This is a genomic window from Thermostichus sp. OS-CIW-32, from assembly GCF_054060415.1.
Window position 1 is genome coordinate 195,067 of the sequence record NZ_JBSSDD010000001.1, and the last position, 20,651, is coordinate 215,717.

Sequence of the window (20,651 nt, forward strand, 5' to 3'; positions counted from 1 at the left end):
TCCAGGTGGCCTCTGGCTTTGGCCTGAGAATGAGAGCAGGGGGACTGCCGTGGTGCAGGCAAGATGGGAGCACTTTGAACACATGGCTGACATTGGTGTCCGCGGCTATGGGGCAACGCCGGAGGAAGCCTTTGCCCAGGCAGCTTTGGCCCTGACTGCGGTGGTCACTAGCGTGGATGAAGTAGCTCCCAGAGAACACCTAGAGATCGAGCTAGGAAATGCAAGCGATCTGGAACTGTTGTTGGTGGATTTCCTGAACGCAGTGATCTACGAGATGGCCGTCAGAGGCATGCTCTTTGGAAAAGTCGAAGTGCACCTGGCAAAAGAGCATCTCAAGGCCAGCCTGTGGGGGGAAAGAGTTGACCATGCCAAGCACCGACCGGCGGTAGAAGTTAAGGGGGCAACTTACACGGAACTCAAGGTAGCCCGAGAGGGTGAGCTTTGGGTGGCCCAGTGCGTGGTGGACGTGTAAGGGGAGGCAACCTATGGATATCAAGAAACTTGAGCGTGTGGATGAGACAGTCTGGCGCATTCCTCCAAAAGGCAGAATGCGTGTCCCGGTCTTGATCTTTGCCGACGAGGAGTTAATCCGGGAAATGGACGACAAAGTGGCCGAGCAGGCCAGCAACGTGACCACCTTGCCAGGGATCGTTGGAGCCTGCTACGTGATGCCAGACGCCCACTGGGGCTATGGCTTTCCCATCGGTGGGGTGGCGGCCTTTGATGCGGAAGCAGGGGGGGTGATTTCCGCCGGCGGCGTGGGATTTGACATCTCCTGCGGCGTGAGAACCTTGCGAACCGGGCTAAAGCGCGAGGAAGTGGAGGAGATAGCAGAGCCCCTAGCCAATGCCCTGTACGCGAGCGTACCGGTAGGGCTCGGCAGCCGCAGCAAGATCTCCTTGAGCGACAAAGAGATGGAAGCTATGCTCGAAGGCGGAGCAGAATGGGCTGTTGCTCAGGGCTACGGCAAGAAAGAGGATCTGGAGCGCATCGAAGAACATGGCCGCATGCGCGGAGCAATGCCGAGCGAAGTCTCCGCCTACGCCCGTGAGCGCCAGCGGCGCGAGATGGGAACCCTCGGTTCGGGTAACCACTACCTCGAAGTCCAAGTTGTTGACGAGATCTACGATCCCGAGATTGCCAAAGGCTTTGGCCTTAAGTCGGGGGAAGTGGTGATTACTATCCACTGCGGCTCCCGTGGCTTGGGTCACCAGATCGGCACTGAGTACTTGAAGAAGATGCAACAGGCGGCTAAAGAACACGGCATAGAGCTACCTGATCGCGAGCTGGCCTGTGCGCCCTTGAAGTCCAAAGTGGGGCAAAGCTACCTGGGAGCAATGCGGGCGGCAACCAACTGCGCTTTGGCTAACCGCCAGATCATCACCTACTGGGTGCGCGAGGTGTTCGCTGAGCTTTTCCCCAAAGCTGAACTCGACCTTATTTACGACGTCTCCCACAACACCTGTAAGGAGGAAACCCACGAGATAGAGGGGAAAAAGCGCCGCCTGTTCGTTCACCGCAAAGGGGCAACGCGCGCTTTTGGGCCTGGCCACCCAGAGCTTCCTCAAGCTTTTCGCTCTATCGGTCAGCCCGTCATCATCGGTGGCTCCATGGGCACGGCTTCCTACATTCTGGTCGGCACCGCGCAAGGGGAGGCCCTTTCCCTCTCCTCAGCCTGCCACGGCGCTGGGAGGGCGATGAGTCGCAACCAGGCCCTCAAAGCCTGGACAGGGCAGGAGATTATCGAACAACTGAGACGGCGCGGCGTCATCGTGCGCAGTCCCTCTTTGCGGGGGGTAGCTGAAGAAGCGCCCCAGGCCTACAAAAACGTCGACAAAGTGGTGCGCGCTGCCGATCAAGCCAAGATTGCGAAACTTGTAGCGCGCTTAAAGCCAATTCTGTGTATCAAAGGCTAGCTATTTGCTGAAAGGGGAAGCTATTTTTAGGGGCTTAATGCCCTTTTTTTGTTGCTTCCAAGTGATGCTTTGCTGCGTTTGTGAGTTATTCCCCAAGCTGTGCTTGCCCAAGCGCGAATGCCTTAGGAAAGGGTTAGTGTGTACTTGCCCTCTTCTTTGCATTCCCCTATACTGACCTTCATGTCTCGACACTCCAGGTGCTCTATGACTGCGAGTTACCTACCCTTGGCCCAGACTTTTCTGCCCCGTTCTTCTCGCATTCGCGATCTACTGCTGGTGGTGGGAGGGAGCCTATTCGTAGCAGCTCTGGCGCAGGTGAGGATCCCTCTGCCTTTTACACCGGTGCCCATCACTGGACAAACCTTTGGGGTAATGCTGGTGGGAGCAGGCTTTGGGGCCAGGCTGGGCTTTCTCGCCTTGCTGCTGTACCTGCTGGAGGGGCTCTTGGGATTGCCCTTCTTCAGCGGTGGCGGATCCGGGCTTGGCCACTTGGCCGGGGCGACGGGGGGCTACCTGTTGGCTTTTCCCCTGGCTGCAGGGCTGATGGGTTGGTTGGTGGAGCGCTGGGGCGTGGATCGCAACCCCTGGAAGATGGCGCTGGCGATGTTGTCCTGCTCGGCTCTGATTTTTTTGCTAGGAGCCACTTGGCTAGGGGTGTGGCTGAACCAGAATGTTGAGCCCACCTCGATCTTGGCCGTCCTCAACAAGGGGGTCTTCCCTTTTATTCCAGGAGACTTGGTGAAGTGCGGACTGGCGGCAGTGCTGCTGCCCACCATCTGGCGCTGGGTGGGTCGGGAAAGGCCACCGGCAGACTCCTAGCCCACTGGGCAAGAGCAGCAACTCTAAAGACCGCTCCGGCAAAGCAGAAGGGGCCTGGGATTAGCCTCGGGTCGGAAAATCTAAAAAAAAGATAACAGCTCCGAGGATTTGGCCTTTTTTCTGAGATTCTAAAAACTGTGCTCAATGCGATGTTCAATACGGCCTATTCATGGAGCTTTTCTTTATATTGCTCTAGAGTTTTATAAGTCGCTGACTGGTCGCGGCAGAGCCCCCTTGTGGGGCTTTTTATTTTCTAGCTGCCGACCAAAAGAAGCTGATCTCAACCTTAAGCTATAATTATGTCTTTCTGAATTCATGGGATCCCTATGGATTCCCTGGATAGACGGGATCCCTGCCATGCAACAGACGCGCCGGATCCCAGAAACATCCTGGTGGGTAGTCATTCAGCCCTTGACGGGTACCTTCTTTTCCAGCCACTGAGCCACTTGATCTGCCAGGTCAACTCCTTCCAACTGACAGAGTTCTCGCAGCATTGTTGGGCTGGTCACGTTCACTTCGGTTAGTCGTTCCCCGATAACATCGATCCCGACAAAATACAGCTTCTCCTGCCTGAGCACCGGCGCCAAAGCCCCGCAGAGAGCCCGTTCTTTTTCGGTAATCTTGGTTTTTTCCACTCGACCGCCGGCGGCAATATTGCCCCGAAAATCTCCCTCTCCAGGGATCCGATTGACGGCACCCAAAGGCTCTCCTTCCAGCAGCAAAATGCGTTTGTCTCCTGCCGCCGCCTGTGGCAAATACTCCTGCACCATCACAGGCAGCCGACCAAATTGGGTGCTCATTTCAATCAACGAGTTGAGGTTTGGATCCCCGGCATTGACCCTCAGGATCCCTTCCCCACCTTTGCCACCCAAAGGCTTGAGCACCGCCTGTCCTTCCTGTTCGACGAACTGACGCAGCAGACGCTTGTTGCTGCTGACGCGGGTGCGCGGGATCCACTCTTGAAATTGCAGGGCATAGAGCTTTTCGTTGGCCGAGCGGATCCCGGCAGGATGATTGAGCACCAGTGTGCGGCTGGGGGAGAGACGATCCAAAAGGTAAGTGGCATAGAGATAGGCCGTATCCACCGGCGGATCCTTGCGCATCCACACCGCCTGCATTTGGCTCAGGGGCAGCAGTTGCCGGTCTTTGACCTCATACCAGGGATCCGCCTTCAGATCCAACCGGATTTCCTCAAGGGATCCCCACGTTTCCCCTTGATCCCAGTAGAGATCCGCCAGGCCCAGGCAGAAAATGCGGTGCCCCCGTTTCTGCAGGGCTTCCATTAGGGCAATGCTGGTGTCATGGCCCACCTGCAACTGAGGCAACGGGTCAACAATGAAAGCTACCTGCATGGGAGGTGCGGTTCACTGACGAAAGGCTGCCCCGAGTATGCAACAAATCGGAGCCGATTGTGCTCTGCTGGCAGGCTGTTTCCACAAGAGAAGACCCCCTCTGGAAAGCTCGATGCAGAGTTGTCTTTTTAATGTCCTCTTAACCTCGACAGGCGACGCAAACGTTAGCTTGATAGGTGGAATCCCCAGTTGGCCCTCAGTTCTCGGCTGGGTTGACCGGATTTCTGGCCTAACCTGTGAGGAATGCTCCATCTGTGAGTGCTCCCCCTTCTCAACCCTCAGAGCCGGTTCGCATTGAAACCACGCGGGACTTGCTGGAAGCCTTGCGTGAGGGGCGCTCCCTGGTGGGTGCCAACCTGGAGAATGCCTACCTCTCGCGGGGCCTGTTCGACCGCATTCAGATGCCCAAATCCAATTTGACGCGGGCTAACCTGCGCTCGATCAGCCTGCAGCAAGCCGACCTACGTCTGTGCAACTTTCGCCGCGCTGAGCTAGAGCGGGCCAATTTTACCGCCTCAGATCTACGGGGATCCAGCTTTAGCCAGGCTCTGGGGGACTACAGCAACTTTACCGCCGCCAAACTGGACAAAAGCAGCTTTCAGGGGGGCCGTTTCAGCCATTCCATCTTTCGCGAAGCCAGCTTGGTGGCTGCTAATCTGGCGGAGGGGAACTTTTTTGCCGCCGACTTCCGCCAGGCTAACCTATCTCGCTGCAACCTCTCCCAGGCTGCCTTGGTGAGTTGCCAGCTTCAGTTTGCCAACCTAGAACAAGCCATTTTGGTGGGGGCCAACCTACGGGACGCTCAGATTGAAGATACGCTCTTCAGTGGAGCCGATTTTACCGATGCCAAGCTCTCCGATGAGACGCGCAAGCTCTTAATCGAGCGGGCCAGCGGCACCAACGAGCTTACCCAACGGGATACCCTCAACACCTTGCTGGCGGGATTGCAACCCAAGTCCCGTAAGCTTTTTGGCTTGCTGTGAGGTTGGAGCCGTCAAGGACAACCGGGCTAAAGAGAAAACTCAAAACTGGTTGAGGTCGATCCCGGCTTCCCGGGCCATGGCTCCTATCCCTTTGGCCTTGAGAGTCTTCAAGGCTTTGGTGGAAAGGCGCAGACGAACAAACCGCTTACCCTCTTCCCACCAGATGCGCTTCCACTGCAAATTGACTTCCTGCAGGCGCTTGGTGCGCCGGTGGGAGTGGGAGATGGCAAAAGCGTTGTTGCGTTTCTTGTTGGTTAGTTGGCAGCGACGCGCCATGGGATCAAAGCAAACTCAGTCTAGCTATCGTAAGGCATCTTTTTGTTGGGCAGCAAGCTGAAGTTGACTTTGCAACTGGGCTAGCTCTGCCTTCAGTCGGTCAAAGGTTTGTTGGCAGTGGTTAACGCTTCTGAGGGGCAGCTCTTCATTTTTGGCAATGCAGGTCACCTGTACAGAGCCGTCGGCAGCCTGACGGGTGCGATCCACAAACACTTCCACCGTCACCAGTTTGGTGTGGGGATTTTTTCCGGGAGGCTCGCCGGCCACCCAATAATCAAGGCTGTTGTGGAGGATATTGAGTTGGCAGCGCTCCAAAACAGCGCGGATCGACTCGCTGAGCTGCTCGGCTGAGCCCACAAGCTGGGTAACGCAAGAGTATCGAGCCATAGAACAGGCAAGCCACCACGGTTATCCTACCATTAAGTTTTCGGCTCCTGCAGCCAAAGGCGAACCGGCAAAATTGCGCTCAAGAGTACTCTACACCGGCTCGGCCAACCCTGCTGGGAGGAGGTGAATTGCGTTAAAACATGGACAACGCCTTCCAACTTTTCCCCAGGAGAGTTGCGATGTCTAGGATCTCCTGTTTAGTCCACTCGCTCTTGTTGCTGGGATCCCTGGGCCTGGGTTGGATAGGCGTGTCTTTTGCCCACGCGCAGCCCTTTCAGGCGGGCGACCTGGATGGGGATGGCCGTTTGACGGTGCAGGATCTCAACCTGTTGGGGGCCTACTTGCGGGGAGAACGGGGATTGACCGACGACCAGATCCGAGCTGCCGATGTCGACCAGGATGGACGGATCACAGAAGCCGACTGGCAAGTGTTGCAGCAGCGCATTCAGGCAGCAACGGATGTGCCCACAGGACAGGTGCAGTTGGATTCCGCCTATTCGGGACAGGTGGTGGATCGGCTGACAGGGCAGCCCTTGGCCGGGGCGGAGGTGGCCATTCCGGGGGCGGGTATTTCGGTGCGCACCGATGCCCAGGGTCGGTTTCGCCTGCCAGGGCCGCTGCCGGCAGAAGAAATTTTGGTGGCGCGGCTGGAAAATTACTTGCCCTATTCCCAAAGTACAGGCAACGGTCAAGCCAGCGGGGATCGGCCTTGGCAACTGCAGTTGGAGCGCTGGGATCCCAACACAACTTTGGTACTGGAGGCGAATGTCATCCGCCTGGGGGATAACCAGTACTCACCGGAATCGGCTGCCGCCGGGCAATTTTTGGGCCCTGCCCAAGGGGTGGAGATGACCCGCTCTTTCACTTTGCAACGCCTGCCTTCGCGCCCACCGGTTTTGCGGATTGGATCCCTGATTGGGTTGGATACTGCCGCCGCCTATCGGGCCGGCCAATCCCGGATCCCCAGTGCCAACATGTCTCCCATGCAGGTCATCCTGAACGGAGTGGAAGTCGAACAGATTCACCTGGGGGGAGATAACCTACAGATTCCCCTGCCGCTGCAACCTCTGCGCCTGGGCCTGAACACTGTTACCCTGCGCACTGGCAAAACCCTGATTCAGCCCCCCATGGTCACCCGTGGTCCCCAAGTGCCGATCAGCATTCCCCTTTTCGGGGGATCCCTGCACATCTCGGTGCCGGTGGGAGGTGATACGGTCGTCCGGCACGGCGGAGCCTGGGTGGATCATGACGATGTGCAGTTGGCTAACGTAACCATCGAGATCCCCAACTGACCCTGCTCCGTTCAATGGTTTTACGGCCCATACCGTCAGCCAATAGCTTGGACGTTGAATCCAGGTTGAGCGGGCCACGGGGCCTGTCGGTCAAGAGGAACAAGTTTGAGCCTGCTTTCGATAACTGACTCGATATCTGATCCGTTTGCTCAACAAGGGAAATACGTTTGTCCAGCGATTGGAAGATTCCCCTTCCAATAGCAGGCATACTGCAGTTGCTGAATTGCTCCTCTTCGATGCCTCTGGGAGTTCTGGGCATCTCGATCTTCGAGAGGGATCCCTGAGGTGGCCCATTTGAGTGAGGTGAAATCCTGGCAACCGAGCAGACCGATCAACCCAAACCAAGGAGAGCTGACCATGAGCATGAATAGGGCTTCTACCCTCCCCTTAACCTGGCTGTGGACGGGATCCCTGGCCCTGGGGGTGACGGCCCTGGTGACCCGCCAAGTGATCTGGGGGCTCTTACCTTTGGCAGCAGCCTACCCTGCCATCCGCCGCCGCGAAGAACAGCTTGGCCAAGTTCTGGAACAGACCTGGACACAGCAGCAACAGACAGCAACCCAACTGGAGACCCTGCAAGCGCGTTTCGAGGTGCTGGACGCTCGGCTCACTGCTGAACCGTCCCTTCTGCAGCAGACCTTGGCTTCCCCGGCTGAAGCCATTCAAGAGCTCGAGCAGAAAGTAAAGGTTTTGGAGCCCATCTGGGTACAGCAGCAGCAGACGGCGGCCCGACTGGAAACATTACAAGGGCGGATCGACGCCCTCGAAGCTCGGCCCACGTCTCATCTGTCCGTGCGGCAGCAGCTAGCCCCCACCACCCAGGCCATCCAGCACATTCAGCAGCGGTTAAAAGCTGTGGAGCTGCGGTTGAATGCTCTGCCGACATCCCAGCCCCAAGTGACTCTGGAGCAACTGGAGTCTGTACAGGCGCAACTCCAACACCTGCAGCAGCTTGTGGCGTCTCAGCCGACCCCTGCATCTCCCCGCAAAGCCCTGGGGGTGTTCATCGACGCGGCCAATCTCCACGCCAGCGCCCAGCAGTGGGGATCCCATCTCGACTATCCCAGTCTGCTCAGCTGGCTGGCCCAGGGCAGATCCGAGATGGAAGTGCATGTCTACAGCGGGGTAGATCGCCACAACCTAGCTCAGCGTCGTTTCCTGCGGGAGTTGAGAAAACAGGGCTATCGGGTGGTCACCAAGCCGGTGGTGATCCACGCCGACGGCAGCCGCAAAGCCAATCTGGATGGGGAGCTGATCGTGGACTTGATGGCGATGCACTCCCACTACGAGACGGTGCTGCTGCTGAGCGGGGATGGAGATTTTGTGCCGGCCCTCAAGTACATCCGCCGCCAAGGCTGCCGGCTGGAGGTAGCCGCCTACAGGCCGAATACAAACCCGAAGCTCATTCGGATAGCCGATCGGTTCGTCGATTTGTGCGCTTGGCAGGGGACAGGAACGCTGGTGCCGCTACCTGCAAAACAGACTCCGGCCACCGGCTGAACCTTGCCATCTCAGGAGAATGAGGGCCATTTCGATTCCAACCAGAACACTGCACCCACACCCAGAACATGGGTCGCGTCGTCGCGTCAGCGTTGCGGAGCAATGCGGCCAAAGGCTGTTCTCAGTAGCCCAGGCGTCTCACGCTAACCTGAAACACTATTGAAACACTATATTTTCTAACGATTTTCTCATTTGCGATCTCAACGCCTGAGCCTCACTGGGATCAGCCTTGTCCAATCACTTGTTCAATCAGCCAACTGAACCCAATCGGAGAATCCAGATGTCAACGCAGCTAACACAGCGGTTTGCGGAGGCCATGCACTATGCCTACCGCTGGCACGCTTCTCAAACCCGCAAGGGAACCGGGATCCCTTACCTCAGCCATCTGTTGGCCGTAGCAGCCATCGCCCTGGAGCATGGGGCGGATGAAGATGAAGCGATTGCCGCTCTGCTCCACGACAGCCTAGAGGACGGCCCCCACAACACAGGCGAGCCCCGGGCCCAGATTGAGCAACAGATCCGGGAGCACTTTGGGGAACGGGTGCTGCAAATCATTCTCGGCTGTACCGATACCCGCAGCGATGGCTCTCTGGGAATGGCCAAAGAAGACTGGGCAGAGCGCAAAACCGCCTACCTGGAGCATTTGGAAACTGCCGATGCCTCGGTTTTGCTGGTGGCTGCCGCCGATAAGCTGCACAACATGCAGTGCATCTTGCGGGATTTTCGCCAACTGGGGGATGAACTCTGGCAGCGGTTTTCCGCCGGAAAAGAGGGATCCCTGTGGTACTACCGATCATTGGCAGAGATTCTGGGGCGACGGCTGCCTGGCAGGCTATCGGTGGAGCTTCAAGAGCTGGTGGTCGAGTTGCAACGTCAAGCTGGAGCAGCAATGCCTTGACAGGGACAACCAGGGCTGAAGAAAATGCTGAGGGCAGCCCTATTCATCACACTTTTTGGGTCACGCACCTATGGTTCTCGCTGTTGGCACCCCTGCTCCTGGGTTCAACACCACTGACACCCAAGGCAACCAGGTTTCGCTGGCTGATTTTGCCGGCAAAACCGTTGTCCTCTATTTTTACCCCAAAGACGACACCCCCGGCTGTACCAAAGAAGCCTGTGGATTCCGCGACGCCTACGCCGACTACCAAAGCAAGGACGTGGTGGTGCTGGGGGTGAGCATGGACGACCAAGCTTCTCACCAAAAGTTCACCGAAAAGTACAACTTGCCTTTCCCCCTACTGGTGGATAGCAGTGGGGTGATTACCCGCGCCTACGATGTGGATGGGGGCGGCTATGCCAAGCGGGTGACCTACGTCATTGATGGCGAGGGCAAAATTGCCAAGGTCTACCAGAACATCAATACCGAAACCCATGCCCGCGATATTTTGGCGGATTTGGGTTTGTAGAAACGCTGCCTCTTTTCAGTACTCCTCGCTAGATCCCGGCCTTTGCGCATGAACGACGACATTCCGGTCGCCCGTCGCCAGTCCACTCCGGCGAAAAAAGCGCAAAGTTCGGTGCCTGCCCTGAGGTCCCGTCTAGTCTTGGGCCTGGTGCTGGTTGGGCTAGTGCTCCTGGCGGGTTGGGGGATAGAGAAGTTACCGGGATCCCAGCAGGCGGCGGATCCCCAAGTTCTGGAGGAAGCCGGTCAGCCCCCTCTGCCGCAGCCAACTGTGCAGAATGGGCGACCTTCTCTGTTGGGGCACTATGCCTATTCCGAAGCCCCTGCAGACAGCTTGCGGGTGGTGGGCAGCTACCGTGGTCGAGAGGTGCGCCTGCGCCAGGCGGCTGCCGAAAGTTACCTTCGCATGAGCGAAGCAGCTCAAGCTGCCGGGATCCGCCTTGTCCCCATTTCCGGGTTTCGCTCCATTGCGGATCAGGAATTCTTGTTTTTTCAATTGGCTCAATCCCGAGCCTTGCGACCCGAGGAACGAGCTGCGGTCAGTGCTCCCCCTGGCTACAGCGAGCACCACACTGGCTACGCCATCGACCTTGGGGATGCCGGGTTTCCGCAGTGGGATACTCAAGAAGCCTTTGAGACCACCCCGGCCTTCCAGTGGCTGCAGAGCAACGCGGCCCGCTTTGGCTTTGAGCTGTCTTTCCCCAGAAACAACCCTCAGGGGGTAAGCTACGAGCCCTGGCACTGGCGCTTTGTGGGCGACCGCCATAGCCTAGAGACCTTTTACAAGCGCTAGCCAACTCCCTTCTTCTGAGGGGAGGGGGGCTGGGGGTGAGGGCCCAAAGAGCGGATGACGCGATTCGAACGCGCGACCGTCTCGTTGGCAACGAGAAGCTCTACCACTGAGCTACATCCGCGTCGGGAAATTTATGATGGCAAGTTTTGCGGTGGTTTGTCAAGTCAGGGATCCCCGGCGCATTTTGTTCCAGAATGAGAGAAGTTCATCTTTCTTTGCAGTTGCGTCAGGTCTGGGCGGGATCCCGGGCGGCGCTTGTTTGAGGGTATCGCTATGCGGGTAGCCATTATCGGGGCAGGATTGGCCGGGTTGGTGACGGCAGTCGATTTGGTCGAGGCAGGACACGAAGTGCAGCTCTACGAGGCGCGGCCTTTTGTCGGCGGCAAGGTGGGATCCTGGCAGGATGCCGATGGCAACCACATCGAGATGGGGCTGCACGTTTTTTTCTGTAACTACAGCAACTTGTTTGCCCTGATGAAGAAGGTGGGAGCCTACGAGAACCTGCTGCCCAAGCAGCACACCCACATCTTTGTCAACCGCGGCGGGCAGACGGCCAGTCTGGATTTTCGCTTTCCCCTGGGGGCACCTTTCAACGGCCTCAAGGCCTTTTTCACCACCGAGCAACTCTCTTGGGCGGACAAGCTGCGCAATGCTCTGGCGCTGGGCACCAGCCCTTTGATTCGCGGCTTGCTGGACTATGAAGGGGCAATGCGGCAAATTCGCGCCTTGGATCGGATGAGCTTTGCCGATTGGTTTCGGCGGCATGGGGGATCCGAGGGTAGCCTGAAGCGGATGTGGAACCCGATTGCCTATGCCTTGGGCTTTATCGATACAGAGCAGATTTCTGCCCGCTGTATGCTGACGATCTTTCAGATGTTTGCCAGCAAAACAGAAGCCTCCAAGCTCAATCTCCTCAAGGGATCCCCGGACACTTACCTCACTCAGCCCATCGTCCGCTACATCCAAGCCCGCGGGGGCCAGATCCACACCCGCAGGGGGGTCAGCCGCATTGAAGTGAGCGACTCCTCTCCCTACCCCGTGACCGGCTTGCTCTTGGCCAATGGAGAGCGGGTGGAGGCAGATGTGTACGTGTGCGCAGCGGCGGTGGAAGGGGCCAAACGGCTGATCCCGCAGGTATGGCGGCAGTGGCCACAGTTCGACAACCTCTACAAGCTGGAATCCGTACCTGTGGCCACGGTGCAGTTGCGCTTCGATGGCTGGGTGACGGAGCTGACCCCCCAAGGCCAGGCCAAACGAGCTGGCGAACACCCAGAGGCTCTTGGCATCGATAATCTCCTCTACACCGCCGATGCCGATTTTTCCTGTTTTGCCGATCTGGCCCTCACCAGCCCCGCCGACTACTACAAACCCGGCCAGGGATCCCTGTTACAATGTGTGCTCACGCCGGGGGATCCCTTCATTTCCATGCCCAACGAGCAAATTGCCCAGCACGTGTTGCACCAAGTCCACGAGCTGTTTCCTTCATCCCGGCAACTGAACATGACCTGGTACAGCGTGGTGAAACTGGCCCACTCCCTCTATCGAGAAGCGCCGGGCATGGATCCCTATCGCCCACAGCAAAAGACCCCAATACCCAACTTCTTTTTTGCCGGCAGCTACACCGCCCAAGACTACATCGACAGCATGGAAGGGGCCACCCTCTCCGGCCACCTGGCTGCTCAGGCCATTCTGGCTGCCCACAGGGATCCCTGATAGGAGCATGACTCTAGTCAATAATAAGCTCAACTATACTGAAAATAATGTATAATATGTTCAGTACGGATTACTACCAGTTGATCTTTCTGTTTACTTTCGAGTCTGCCAACATGGTAGCCAAAGCAAAGCAGAAAATTGGTAGTAAGACGACACGGAAACTGCGCTTTGGGTATTCTACTCAAAGCTTTGCGGGATACCGCCATTCTGGTTGGAAACAAACAGAATGCTATCGCTGCATAGTTGAACAGTGATGTTCAGCAGCGTTCAGCGTAAATGTATCAGGACTTAAAACCGGCTTAAAACCGTCGTGAAGCCGCTTGCCAACTCCAAACTGCTGTCTCCTTTTATGGAAGAAGGGGACTTTTGCTGTGGGAAAAGAGCTGGAAGTGAGCGCAACATAGCAATGGGGAGCTGGAACAGGCTCCGCTCGCAGCTCTGGAAACCCGCAGTTTATGGCTCGACTGGAAGATCTCACCCCTGGCGCCAAGGTCAAAGGGATCCTGCCCAATCAAACCGTTGCCATCGTGAGTGTGAGGTGGTACGGCAGCAGCACCATCGAGGCCATCTACAAAGACACTCAGGGGCGTCTCCATTCAGAGCTTCTGTTTCGGGATAAAGAGCCAACCCTAGAGGTGGTAGCCGAGGGATCCCTTGGCAACTTCGAGGGAGACGGCGCCTTATTTCGCCTAGCTTCAGAGGCCTATCGGATTCGGCTGGCGCACCTGTTTGATCCCTTGCTGGCCGTTCACACCTCTCTGGTAGAACCCCTGCCCCACCAGATCAGCGCCGTCTATGGGGAAATGCTCACGCGGCAGCCGCTGCGGTTTTTGCTGGCCGATGACCCAGGTGCCGGCAAAACCATCATGGCAGGGCTTTTGGTTAGAGAGCTATTGATTCGAGGTGACTTGCACCGCTGTCTCATCGTTTGCCCGGGGAGTCTAACGCTGCAGTGGCAAGATGAGATGGTGCAAAAGTTTCATTTGCCCTTTGAGATCTTGACCAACGATCGCATTCAAGCCGCCCGAACTGGCAACCCTTTCCTGGAGATACCTCTTCTCATTGCCCGCCTCGATAAGCTCAGCCGAGATGAGGCCCTGCAGGAGAAACTGAGGCAAACTGATTGGGATCTGGTTATTGTTGATGAGGCCCACAAACTCTCCGCATCCTTCTTTGGGGGAGAAATCAAAGAAACCAAGCGTTACAAGCTGGGCAAGTTACTCTCGCAGCTAACACGCCACTTTTTACTGATGACAGCCACTCCCCACAACGGTAGAGAAGAAGACTTTCAGCTTTTTTTGGCTTTGCTGGATGGGGATCGCTTTGAGGGGAGATTCCGAGATGGAGTTCATACCTGTGATGCCTCGGATTTGATGCGGCGGCTGGTGAAAGAAGACCTGCTCAAGTTCGATGGCAAGCCTCTCTTTCCCGAACGGCGAGCTTACACCGTCCAGTACGTCTTGTCTGACCTGGAAGCCAGGCTCTATAAGGAAGTGACCGATTACGTGCGCGAAGAGTTTAACCGCGCGGAAGCTTTAGAGCAAGGTAGCCGCAAAAGGACGGTCGGTTTTGCTTTAACCATCCTGCAACGTCGGCTAGCCTCTTCTCCAGAAGCGATCTACCAATCCTTGCTGCGAAGACGAGAGAGACTGCAGCGGAAGCTAAAGGAAGAACAATTGCGCAGCCGGGGAGACAACCTTGCTTTTACCACTTCCCTGCTAGACGAAGAAGGCTGGGATGAGGATTTTGAAGACTGCCCTGCTGAAGAGCGGGAACCGCGAGAAGAAGAGCTGGTAGATCAGGCAACTGCCGCCCGCACAATTGTCGAGCTGCAGGCAGAAATTCAGCGGCTGCAGGAGCTGGAAAAATTAGCCTTGCAAGTGAGACGTAGCGGCAAAGACCGCAAGTGGGAGGAGCTATCGAAACTCTTGCAAAATCAGGGGGAGATGTTTGATGCCGGCGGACATCGGCGCAAGTTGGTTATCTTCACCGAACATCGAGATACCCTCAACTATCTGGCTGACCGAGTGGGGAACTTGCTGGGCCAACCGGAAGCGGTGATCACCATTCACGGCAGCATGGGTCGAGAAGAGCGCAAAAAAGCCGAGGAAGCCTTTAAACAGGATCCCGCCGTTCAAGTACTCATTGCTACCGATGCTGCGGGAGAAGGGATCAACCTTCAACGGGCCCACCTGATGGTGAACTACGACCTGCCTTGGAACCCCAACCGCCTGGAGCAGCGCTTTGGGAGAATTCACCGCATTGGTCAAACCGAGGTCTGCCACCTGTGGAACCTAGTGGCCGAGGAAACGCGGGAAGGAGATGTCTACTTGGCTTTGCTGAAAAAAATAGAAATCGAGCAAAGGGCCTTGGGGGGCAAGGTCTTCGATGTCCTGGGCAAAGCGATTGCCGGTCAAGAACTGCGAGAGCTGCTGATCGAGGCCATTCGCTACGGGGATCGTCCAGAGGTCAAGGCCCGACTCAATCAAGTGATTGCAGATCGCCTAGACCACGAGCGGCTCAGGGAACTCCTGGCAGAACGCGCCCTGGCCCACGACTCGATGGATACGACCAAAGTGCAGCAAATCCGGGCGGAAATGGAGCGAGCCGAGGCCCGCAAGCTCCAGCCTCATTTCATTGCCTCCTTCTTCCTAGAAGCTTTTCAACGCTTGGGTGGCACCATTCGAGAGCGGGAACCCAAACGCTATGAAATTACCCATGTGCCGGCAGCAATTCGCAATCGCGACCGCCAGATTGGGTTGGGCGCACCCATCTTAAAAAAATACGAGCGGATTACCTTTAACAAAAACCTCATCAGCGTCCCCAACAAGCCCCCGGCAGAGTTCATCTGCCCAGCCCATCCCCTGCTGGATGCCACTCTGGACTTGGTTTTGGAGCAACACCGAGATTTGCTCAGACAGGGATCCATCCTCGTCGATGAAAACGATCCCGGCGAAACACCACGGATACTGGTGTACCTAGAGCATGCCCTTCAGGATGGGCGCCTAGACCGAAATGGCCAGCGACGGGTTATCTCCCGACGGATGCAATATGTGGAGATCTTTCTCCCCGCTCCCCAAGGGCTAGGAGGAGGAGAGAGCGTCAGGGTAAGAAGCGCCGGCTATGCTCCCTACTTGGACTACCGGCCCCTAACTCCCGCAGAGCGCGACCTTGTGAAAGCGAAAGCTGGATCCCACATCCCCCAGCTCTCGGCTTCAGAGGTAGAAAGCCAAGCCATCGCTTACGCCATTGAGCGTTTAGTTCCCCAGCATTTCCAGGAAATCAAAGCTCAGCGGGAAGAATTGATCAACAAGACGGAGCTGGCTGTTAAAGATCGCCTCACCCGAGAAATTAACTACTGGGATCATCAAGCTGCACAGTTGCGGCTGCAAGAGCAAGCCGGCAGGCCCAACGCCAAGCTCAACTCTGCCAAGGCTCAGCAGCGGGCGGATGAGTTGGCGGATCGCCTTCAGAAGCGCCTATCGGAGTTGGAGCAGGAGCGCCAGCTATCCTCCTTGCCGCCGGTGGTAACCGGGAAAGCCTTGGTGATCCCCATCGGACTGCTGCAGCGGCTACAGGGCAAGCGAGGGTCAACCCCTACCACCTTTGCCCGCGAAACCCGGCGAGTAGAACAAGCAGCAATGGCTGCCGTTATGGCCATAGAGCGGGCGTTGGGCTACGAACCTCGTGATGTCAGCGCTGAAAACCTGGGCTACGATATCGAATCCGCTGGAAGGGAAGGCCTTCGCTTCATTGAAGTCAAAGGCAGAGTTGAGGGAGCAAAGACGGTAACCGTTACCAAAAATGAAATCTTGACAGCTCTCAACAAACCCGACCATTTCATCCTGGCTTTGGTAGAAGTGCCAGCCGATCCCGCCTTTCCAGAAGGGGATGCCTTCAGGGTAAAGACCCCTGCAGGCACCTACACCGTGCCGGGCGAAGGCTGCCAGGTGCGGTATGTGCGGCGGCCTTTTCAACGGGAGCCGGATTTTGGGGCCAGTAGCGTCAACTATGATTGGAAAGAATTGTGGAATCGAGGAAGGGATCCCAAATAGATACTAACTTTCATTGGTAGGATGAATTCATGCTACTGGAATTGCGGCAAATCCATGTTCCAGCAGGTCAGCGAGTTGTCTTGCAGGGCATCTCTTGGCAAGAGTTTGAAACCATACTGAGCGAATTGGGAAACCAGCGGGGGTCTCGGTTGGCTTACGATCATGGCTTGCTGGAGATCATGATGCCGCTTCCAGAGCATGAGGATGATAAAGAGATCATTGGTGATTTAATTAAAGCGCTGTTGGAAGAGCTGGATATTGAGTTCCGCAGTTTAGGTTCGGTGACCTTAAGAAAGCCTACAACTTATGGCCTGGAGTCTAACCAGTGCTTTTATATTCAGAATGAGCTAGCAATTCGCGGCAAGAAACGAATAGATCTCATGATCGATCCACTACCCGATCTTGCAATTGAAGTTGATATCACATCCCGAACCCATCTTGATCTTTACGCAGCACTTCAGGTACCGGAGCTATGGCGATTTGATCAAGGCATTCTTCAAGTTAATGTACTCCGATTTGGCAATTACCAAGAAGTTGATGAAAGCCCAACTTTCCCAGGCTTAAACCTAAAGCAAGTTATCCCTCATTACCTACAGGAGAGCAAAGTCTTAGGTAGAAACAAAGCAATTCAAGCATTCCGCCGATGGGTACAAGGACAAATCCAGTCGTCGTCCAGAAAAAGTAGCAACTCAATCGGCACCCAACATGGCTTGTCCAAAATCAAGATGCCTTAGTTGTTCTTGAACAGGCTGGAGCCATCTTTTCGTTGAGCCCGCCTTCCCCTCAGACTAAACTCTAAACTGCAGCCTGTTTAACCCGAGTAAACTACCCGACACCAACCGCTAGGCGGTACGGAGCGGGCTTTTAGTAGCCCTGCAGTTAGCAAGCCAACCACGTTCGCGAAGCGAGCCGTAGGCTTGACCTCTGGGGTGGTTTACAGCACCCCCAATCGACCGTTACCAGTGCCTTAAACAACCGTTTCTGGTGTCCGTAGTATTATTATAGCATTCCTCCCGACACCGACCCTACGGGTACAGTGCGGGGCTCCTGCAATTTCTAGCTGACCTTTGTCTAATGAGCCGCCGCAAGAAGCTGATTGAAGTTGCCCTGCCCCTCGAAGCCATCAATCTGGAATCGGCTCGCGAGAAATCCATCCGCCATGGTCACCCCAGCACCCTACATCTCTGGTGGGCGCGGCGACCCCTAGCAGCCTGTCGGGCAGTGCTCTGGGCTTCCCTGGTCGATGACCCTTCCAGTTGGCCGGACAAGTTCCCCACCGAGGCCGACCAAGAGCGAGAGCGGCAGCGGCTGTTCAACATCCTGGGCCGCATAGAGATCGAACAGGGGAAGCGGGTCGTGCGGGGTCTGGTGTCCTGGGATGACGTGAACAATCCAAACTCCGGCGTGCTGGAGGCAGCGCAGCGAGAAATTGCCCGATGTCTAGCCTGGGATCGAGGAGAAGAGCCCCCTACGGATCCGGCAGCAGTTAGAGAATACATCGCCAAGTACGCGCCGCCCGTTTACGATCCCTTTGCCGGTGGCGGATCCATCCCGTTGGAAGCGCAGCGCTTGGGGTTAGAGGCCCATGCCAGCGATCTCAACCCGGTGGCGGTGCTGATCAACAAGGCATTGATCGAGATTCCACCGAAGTTTAAGGACAAAGCCCCCATCAACCCTGAAGATCGGGCTAAGAAGCATATCTCAGCCTGGCGGGGTGCCCAAGGATTGGCAGCAGACGTCCGGTATTACGGGGCTTGGATGCGGAAACAAGCCTTTGAACGCATTGGACATCTCTATCCTCCCTATTCAAGCCCCGTTCGCGTCAGCGGAACGGAGTCCTTAGGCACAGAGGAGTTGACGGTGATTGCCTGGTTGTGGGCGCGGACGGTGACCTGTCCAAATCCAGCCTGCCGCTGTCAGATGCCCTTGGTGCGATCGTTTCAGCTTTCGACGAAGAAGGGGAAAGAGGTTTGGGTAGAGCCAGTGGTGGTGAATGGGGGAGAGAGCGCTTCTGCTCCCTCAATCCGGTTTGTGGTCAAGTCAGGTAAGGGTCAAGCGCCAGAAGGAACCGTAGGCCGCAGAGGGGCACGCTGCATTGCCTGCGGAACGCCTGTGCCGCTGGAGTACATCCGCAAAGAAGGTCAGGCCGGACGCATGGGAGCGCAACTGATGGCCATTGTGGCGGAGGGACAAAATGGCAGGGTGTATCTATCACCTCAACAAGAACACGTTGAAATTGCTGAATCAGCACAACCCACTTGGAAACCAGAAGCCGATTTGCCTCAAAATCCCCGAAACTTTAATACCCCTATCTATGGATTGAACACCTACGATAAACTCTTCACCCCTCGGCAACTGGTGGCCCTCACCACTTTCAGCGACTTGGTGGCGGAAGCACGGGAAAAGGCCATCGCCGATGCCAAGGTGCTGCGCACCGCTGACGCGACTGCCGCCGGACTCCCCAATGACGATGTGCCCCTAGCCGAGGGGGGGACGGGAGCTAGGGCCTATGGAGAGGCGATTAGCGTTTATTTGAGTTTTGCGATCAACAAAAGTTCGGATTATTGGAGCAGCATTTGCACTTGGCACACCAGTGGCGAGAAAATGAGCCATGTTTTTACACGACAAGCAATTCCTATGGCTTGGGATTTTGCCGAAGCCAATCCCATGAGTGATTCAACAGGAAACTTCAATGGTGCGATTGATTGGATTGTTAAAGTTCTTGAAAACGCGCTTCCCAATTCTCTTGCTCAAGTCACCCAACATGACGCAACAGCTCCTCACCCCCAGGACACCACCCCCAAGCTCATCTCCACCGACCCGCCCTACTATGACAACATTAGCTATGCCGATTTATCAGACTTCTTCTATGTTTGGCTGCGCCGTTGTCTCAACTCTGTATACCCCGATCTTTTTAGCACTCTTTTGGCTCCCAAGGATCAAGAGTTGGTAGCTACTCCCTACCGTTTTAGTGGAGACAAGCAAAAGACTAAAGAGTTCTTCGAGGCAGGATTAAGTAAGGCTTTTAACCGAATTCGCGGCATTTCTCATGCCGATTACCCGCTCACGGTTTACTACGCCTTTAAGCAAACGGAAGAAGACACCTCTCCCCAAGGACAAGGGGAAGATGAAGAGGATGATGACACGGACAAGCCTATCCCCCTCTCCCGTACTGGTAGGGGAGCCAGGGGTGAGAGCCCAGAGCGCATGAGTGGCCGAGTCTCTACGGGTTGGGAAACCATGCTCGAAGGCTTGATCAGGGCTGGGTTCACCATTGACGGCACTTGGCCTCTGCGAACCGAACTCGCTAACCGCATGATTGCATCTGGCACTAACGCCCTCGCTTCTTCCATCGTTCTAGTCTGCCGTCCTCGTCCTGCCGATGCGCCCAAGGCTACCCGTCGCCAATTCCTTGCCGAGCTGAAGCGCGAGCTGCCTGAGGCTCTCAAGCTTCTGCAGCAGGGCAGCATTGCTCCTGTGGACTTGGCCCAAGCCAGCATCGGCCCCGGCATGGCCATCTATTCCCGCTATGCTGCAGTTTTGGAAAGCGATGGCTCGCCCCTGACCGTCCGCACTGCCCTGCAGCTGATCAACCAGTACCTAGATGAATATCTCAGCGAACAGGAAGGGGAATTGGATGAGGGCAGCCGCTGGGCCACCACTTGGTTTGCCCAATATCAATTTGAGCCAGGCCCCTACGGGGAAGCAGAAGTCCTCAGCAAGGCCAGAAACGTCAGCATTGAGTCCCTTGAGGAACTTGGGATCCTAGAAGCCAAGGCCGGCAAGGTGCGGTTGTTGAGAAGAGAGGAAATAGCCCAGAGAAAAGAAAAGGGAGCAGATTCCCTCTCCTTGCTCCTTGCTTCCTCCGCCTGGCTCATCACCCAGACCCTCATCCACACCCTCGATCAGAAAGGGGAAATGGGAGCCGCCGCTCTCCTGGCTGCCTTGGGAGATAGAGGTGCGGTTGCCCGCGATCTGGCCTATCGGCTCTATACCCTCTGCGACAAAAAAGGCTGGGCTCAAGAGGCGCTGGTCTATAACACCCTCGTCATTGCCTGGCCGGAAATTAACCGGCTAGCATCCGAAATGAAGAAAAAGCAGCATGATCCTTTCCAGCCCAGCTTGCTTTAGCCCCCTACCTCTGGGGGAAGCAAAGCCTAAAA

At 56.3% G+C, this 20,651-nt stretch carries 16 protein-coding genes and 1 tRNA gene; 13 read left to right on the forward strand and 4 right to left on the reverse strand.

From position 1 onward, the window contains the following. The first annotated feature begins 52 nt into the window (after positions 1–52). The 3 genes from ACVWY8_RS00960 to ACVWY8_RS00970 all read left to right on the forward strand — a co-directional run bounded on the left by ACVWY8_RS00960 (position 53) and on the right by ACVWY8_RS00970 (position 2,735). Positions 53–472 (forward strand): archease, encoded by a 420-nt coding sequence (locus ACVWY8_RS00960; protein WP_457392380.1) that lies wholly within the window; start codon positions 53–55, stop codon positions 470–472. A gap of 13 nt (positions 473–485) precedes the next feature. After that, entirely contained in the window at positions 486–1,916 is a 1,431-nt protein-coding gene (locus ACVWY8_RS00965) for an RtcB family protein (RefSeq protein ID WP_457392377.1), read from the forward strand. A 204-nt stretch (positions 1,917–2,120) separates the two neighbouring features. Then, complete coding sequence (locus ACVWY8_RS00970; RefSeq protein WP_457392374.1) at positions 2,121–2,735, forward strand: biotin transporter BioY; 615 nt, start codon at positions 2,121–2,123, stop codon at positions 2,733–2,735. A 404-nt stretch (positions 2,736–3,139) separates the two neighbouring features. On the opposite strand, the gene gshB is transcribed toward ACVWY8_RS00970, so the two are convergent. Next, positions 3,140–4,087 (reverse strand): glutathione synthase, encoded by a 948-nt coding sequence (gshB, locus tag ACVWY8_RS00975; RefSeq protein ID WP_457392371.1) that lies wholly within the window; start codon positions 4,085–4,087, stop codon positions 3,140–3,142. Positions 4,088–4,341: 254 nt separating this feature from the next. Between gshB and ACVWY8_RS00980 the strand changes: the two genes are divergently transcribed. Next, the gene (locus ACVWY8_RS00980; protein ID WP_238376916.1) at positions 4,342–5,070 is read left to right on the forward strand and encodes a pentapeptide repeat-containing protein; all 729 of its coding nucleotides are present in this window, start codon (positions 4,342–4,344) and stop codon (positions 5,068–5,070) included. 39 nt (positions 5,071–5,109) lie between these two features. Here ACVWY8_RS00980 and rpmB read toward each other — a convergent pair whose 3' ends face one another. Both rpmB and ACVWY8_RS00990 read right to left on the reverse strand, forming a co-directional pair. Next, entirely contained in the window at positions 5,110–5,346 is a 237-nt protein-coding gene (rpmB, locus tag ACVWY8_RS00985) for a 50S ribosomal protein L28 (protein WP_011431026.1), read from the reverse strand. 24 nt (positions 5,347–5,370) lie between these two features. After that, positions 5,371–5,733 (reverse strand): hypothetical protein, encoded by a 363-nt coding sequence (locus ACVWY8_RS00990; protein ID WP_011432684.1) that lies wholly within the window; start codon positions 5,731–5,733, stop codon positions 5,371–5,373. A 179-nt stretch (positions 5,734–5,912) separates the two neighbouring features. Here ACVWY8_RS00990 and ACVWY8_RS00995 point away from each other — a divergent pair, with 179 nt between their 5' ends. From ACVWY8_RS00995 to ACVWY8_RS01015, 5 genes are all read left to right on the forward strand, one after another. Next, entirely contained in the window at positions 5,913–7,025 is a 1,113-nt protein-coding gene (locus tag ACVWY8_RS00995; RefSeq protein WP_457392368.1) for a dockerin type I domain-containing protein, read from the forward strand. Between the two features lie 357 nt (positions 7,026–7,382). Then, complete coding sequence (locus tag ACVWY8_RS01000; RefSeq protein WP_457392365.1) at positions 7,383–8,525, forward strand: NYN domain-containing protein; 1,143 nt, start codon at positions 7,383–7,385, stop codon at positions 8,523–8,525. A gap of 280 nt (positions 8,526–8,805) precedes the next feature. After that, positions 8,806–9,423, forward strand: a complete 618-nt coding sequence (locus ACVWY8_RS01005) for an HD domain-containing protein (RefSeq protein ID WP_457392362.1) — start codon at positions 8,806–8,808, stop codon at positions 9,421–9,423. A 70-nt stretch (positions 9,424–9,493) separates the two neighbouring features. Beyond that, positions 9,494–9,931, forward strand: coding sequence for a peroxiredoxin (locus tag ACVWY8_RS01010; RefSeq protein WP_011432689.1), 438 nt, complete (start codon positions 9,494–9,496; stop codon positions 9,929–9,931). 48 nt (positions 9,932–9,979) lie between these two features. Beyond that, positions 9,980–10,720, forward strand: coding sequence for a M15 family metallopeptidase (locus tag ACVWY8_RS01015; protein ID WP_457392359.1), 741 nt, complete (start codon positions 9,980–9,982; stop codon positions 10,718–10,720). Positions 10,721–10,769: 49 nt separating this feature from the next. On the opposite strand, the gene ACVWY8_RS01020 is transcribed toward ACVWY8_RS01015, so the two are convergent. Then, a tRNA-Gly gene (locus tag ACVWY8_RS01020) sits at positions 10,770–10,841 on the reverse strand. A gap of 152 nt (positions 10,842–10,993) precedes the next feature. Here ACVWY8_RS01020 and zds point away from each other — a divergent pair. The 4 genes from zds to ACVWY8_RS01040 all read left to right on the forward strand — a co-directional run bounded on the left by zds (position 10,994) and on the right by ACVWY8_RS01040 (position 20,619). Next, positions 10,994–12,433 (forward strand): 9,9'-di-cis-zeta-carotene desaturase, encoded by a 1,440-nt coding sequence (gene zds, locus ACVWY8_RS01025; protein ID WP_457392357.1) that lies wholly within the window; start codon positions 10,994–10,996, stop codon positions 12,431–12,433. A 455-nt stretch (positions 12,434–12,888) separates the two neighbouring features. Continuing rightward, complete coding sequence (locus ACVWY8_RS01030) at positions 12,889–16,488, forward strand: helicase-related protein (RefSeq protein ID WP_457392354.1); 3,600 nt, start codon at positions 12,889–12,891, stop codon at positions 16,486–16,488. Positions 16,489–16,517: 29 nt separating this feature from the next. Continuing rightward, the gene (locus ACVWY8_RS01035; RefSeq protein WP_457392352.1) at positions 16,518–17,222 is read left to right on the forward strand and encodes a Uma2 family endonuclease; all 705 of its coding nucleotides are present in this window, start codon (positions 16,518–16,520) and stop codon (positions 17,220–17,222) included. Between the two features lie 340 nt (positions 17,223–17,562). Next, positions 17,563–20,619 (forward strand): DUF1156 domain-containing protein, encoded by a 3,057-nt coding sequence (locus tag ACVWY8_RS01040; RefSeq protein ID WP_457392350.1) that lies wholly within the window; start codon positions 17,563–17,565, stop codon positions 20,617–20,619. Positions 20,620–20,651 lie beyond the last annotated feature (32 nt).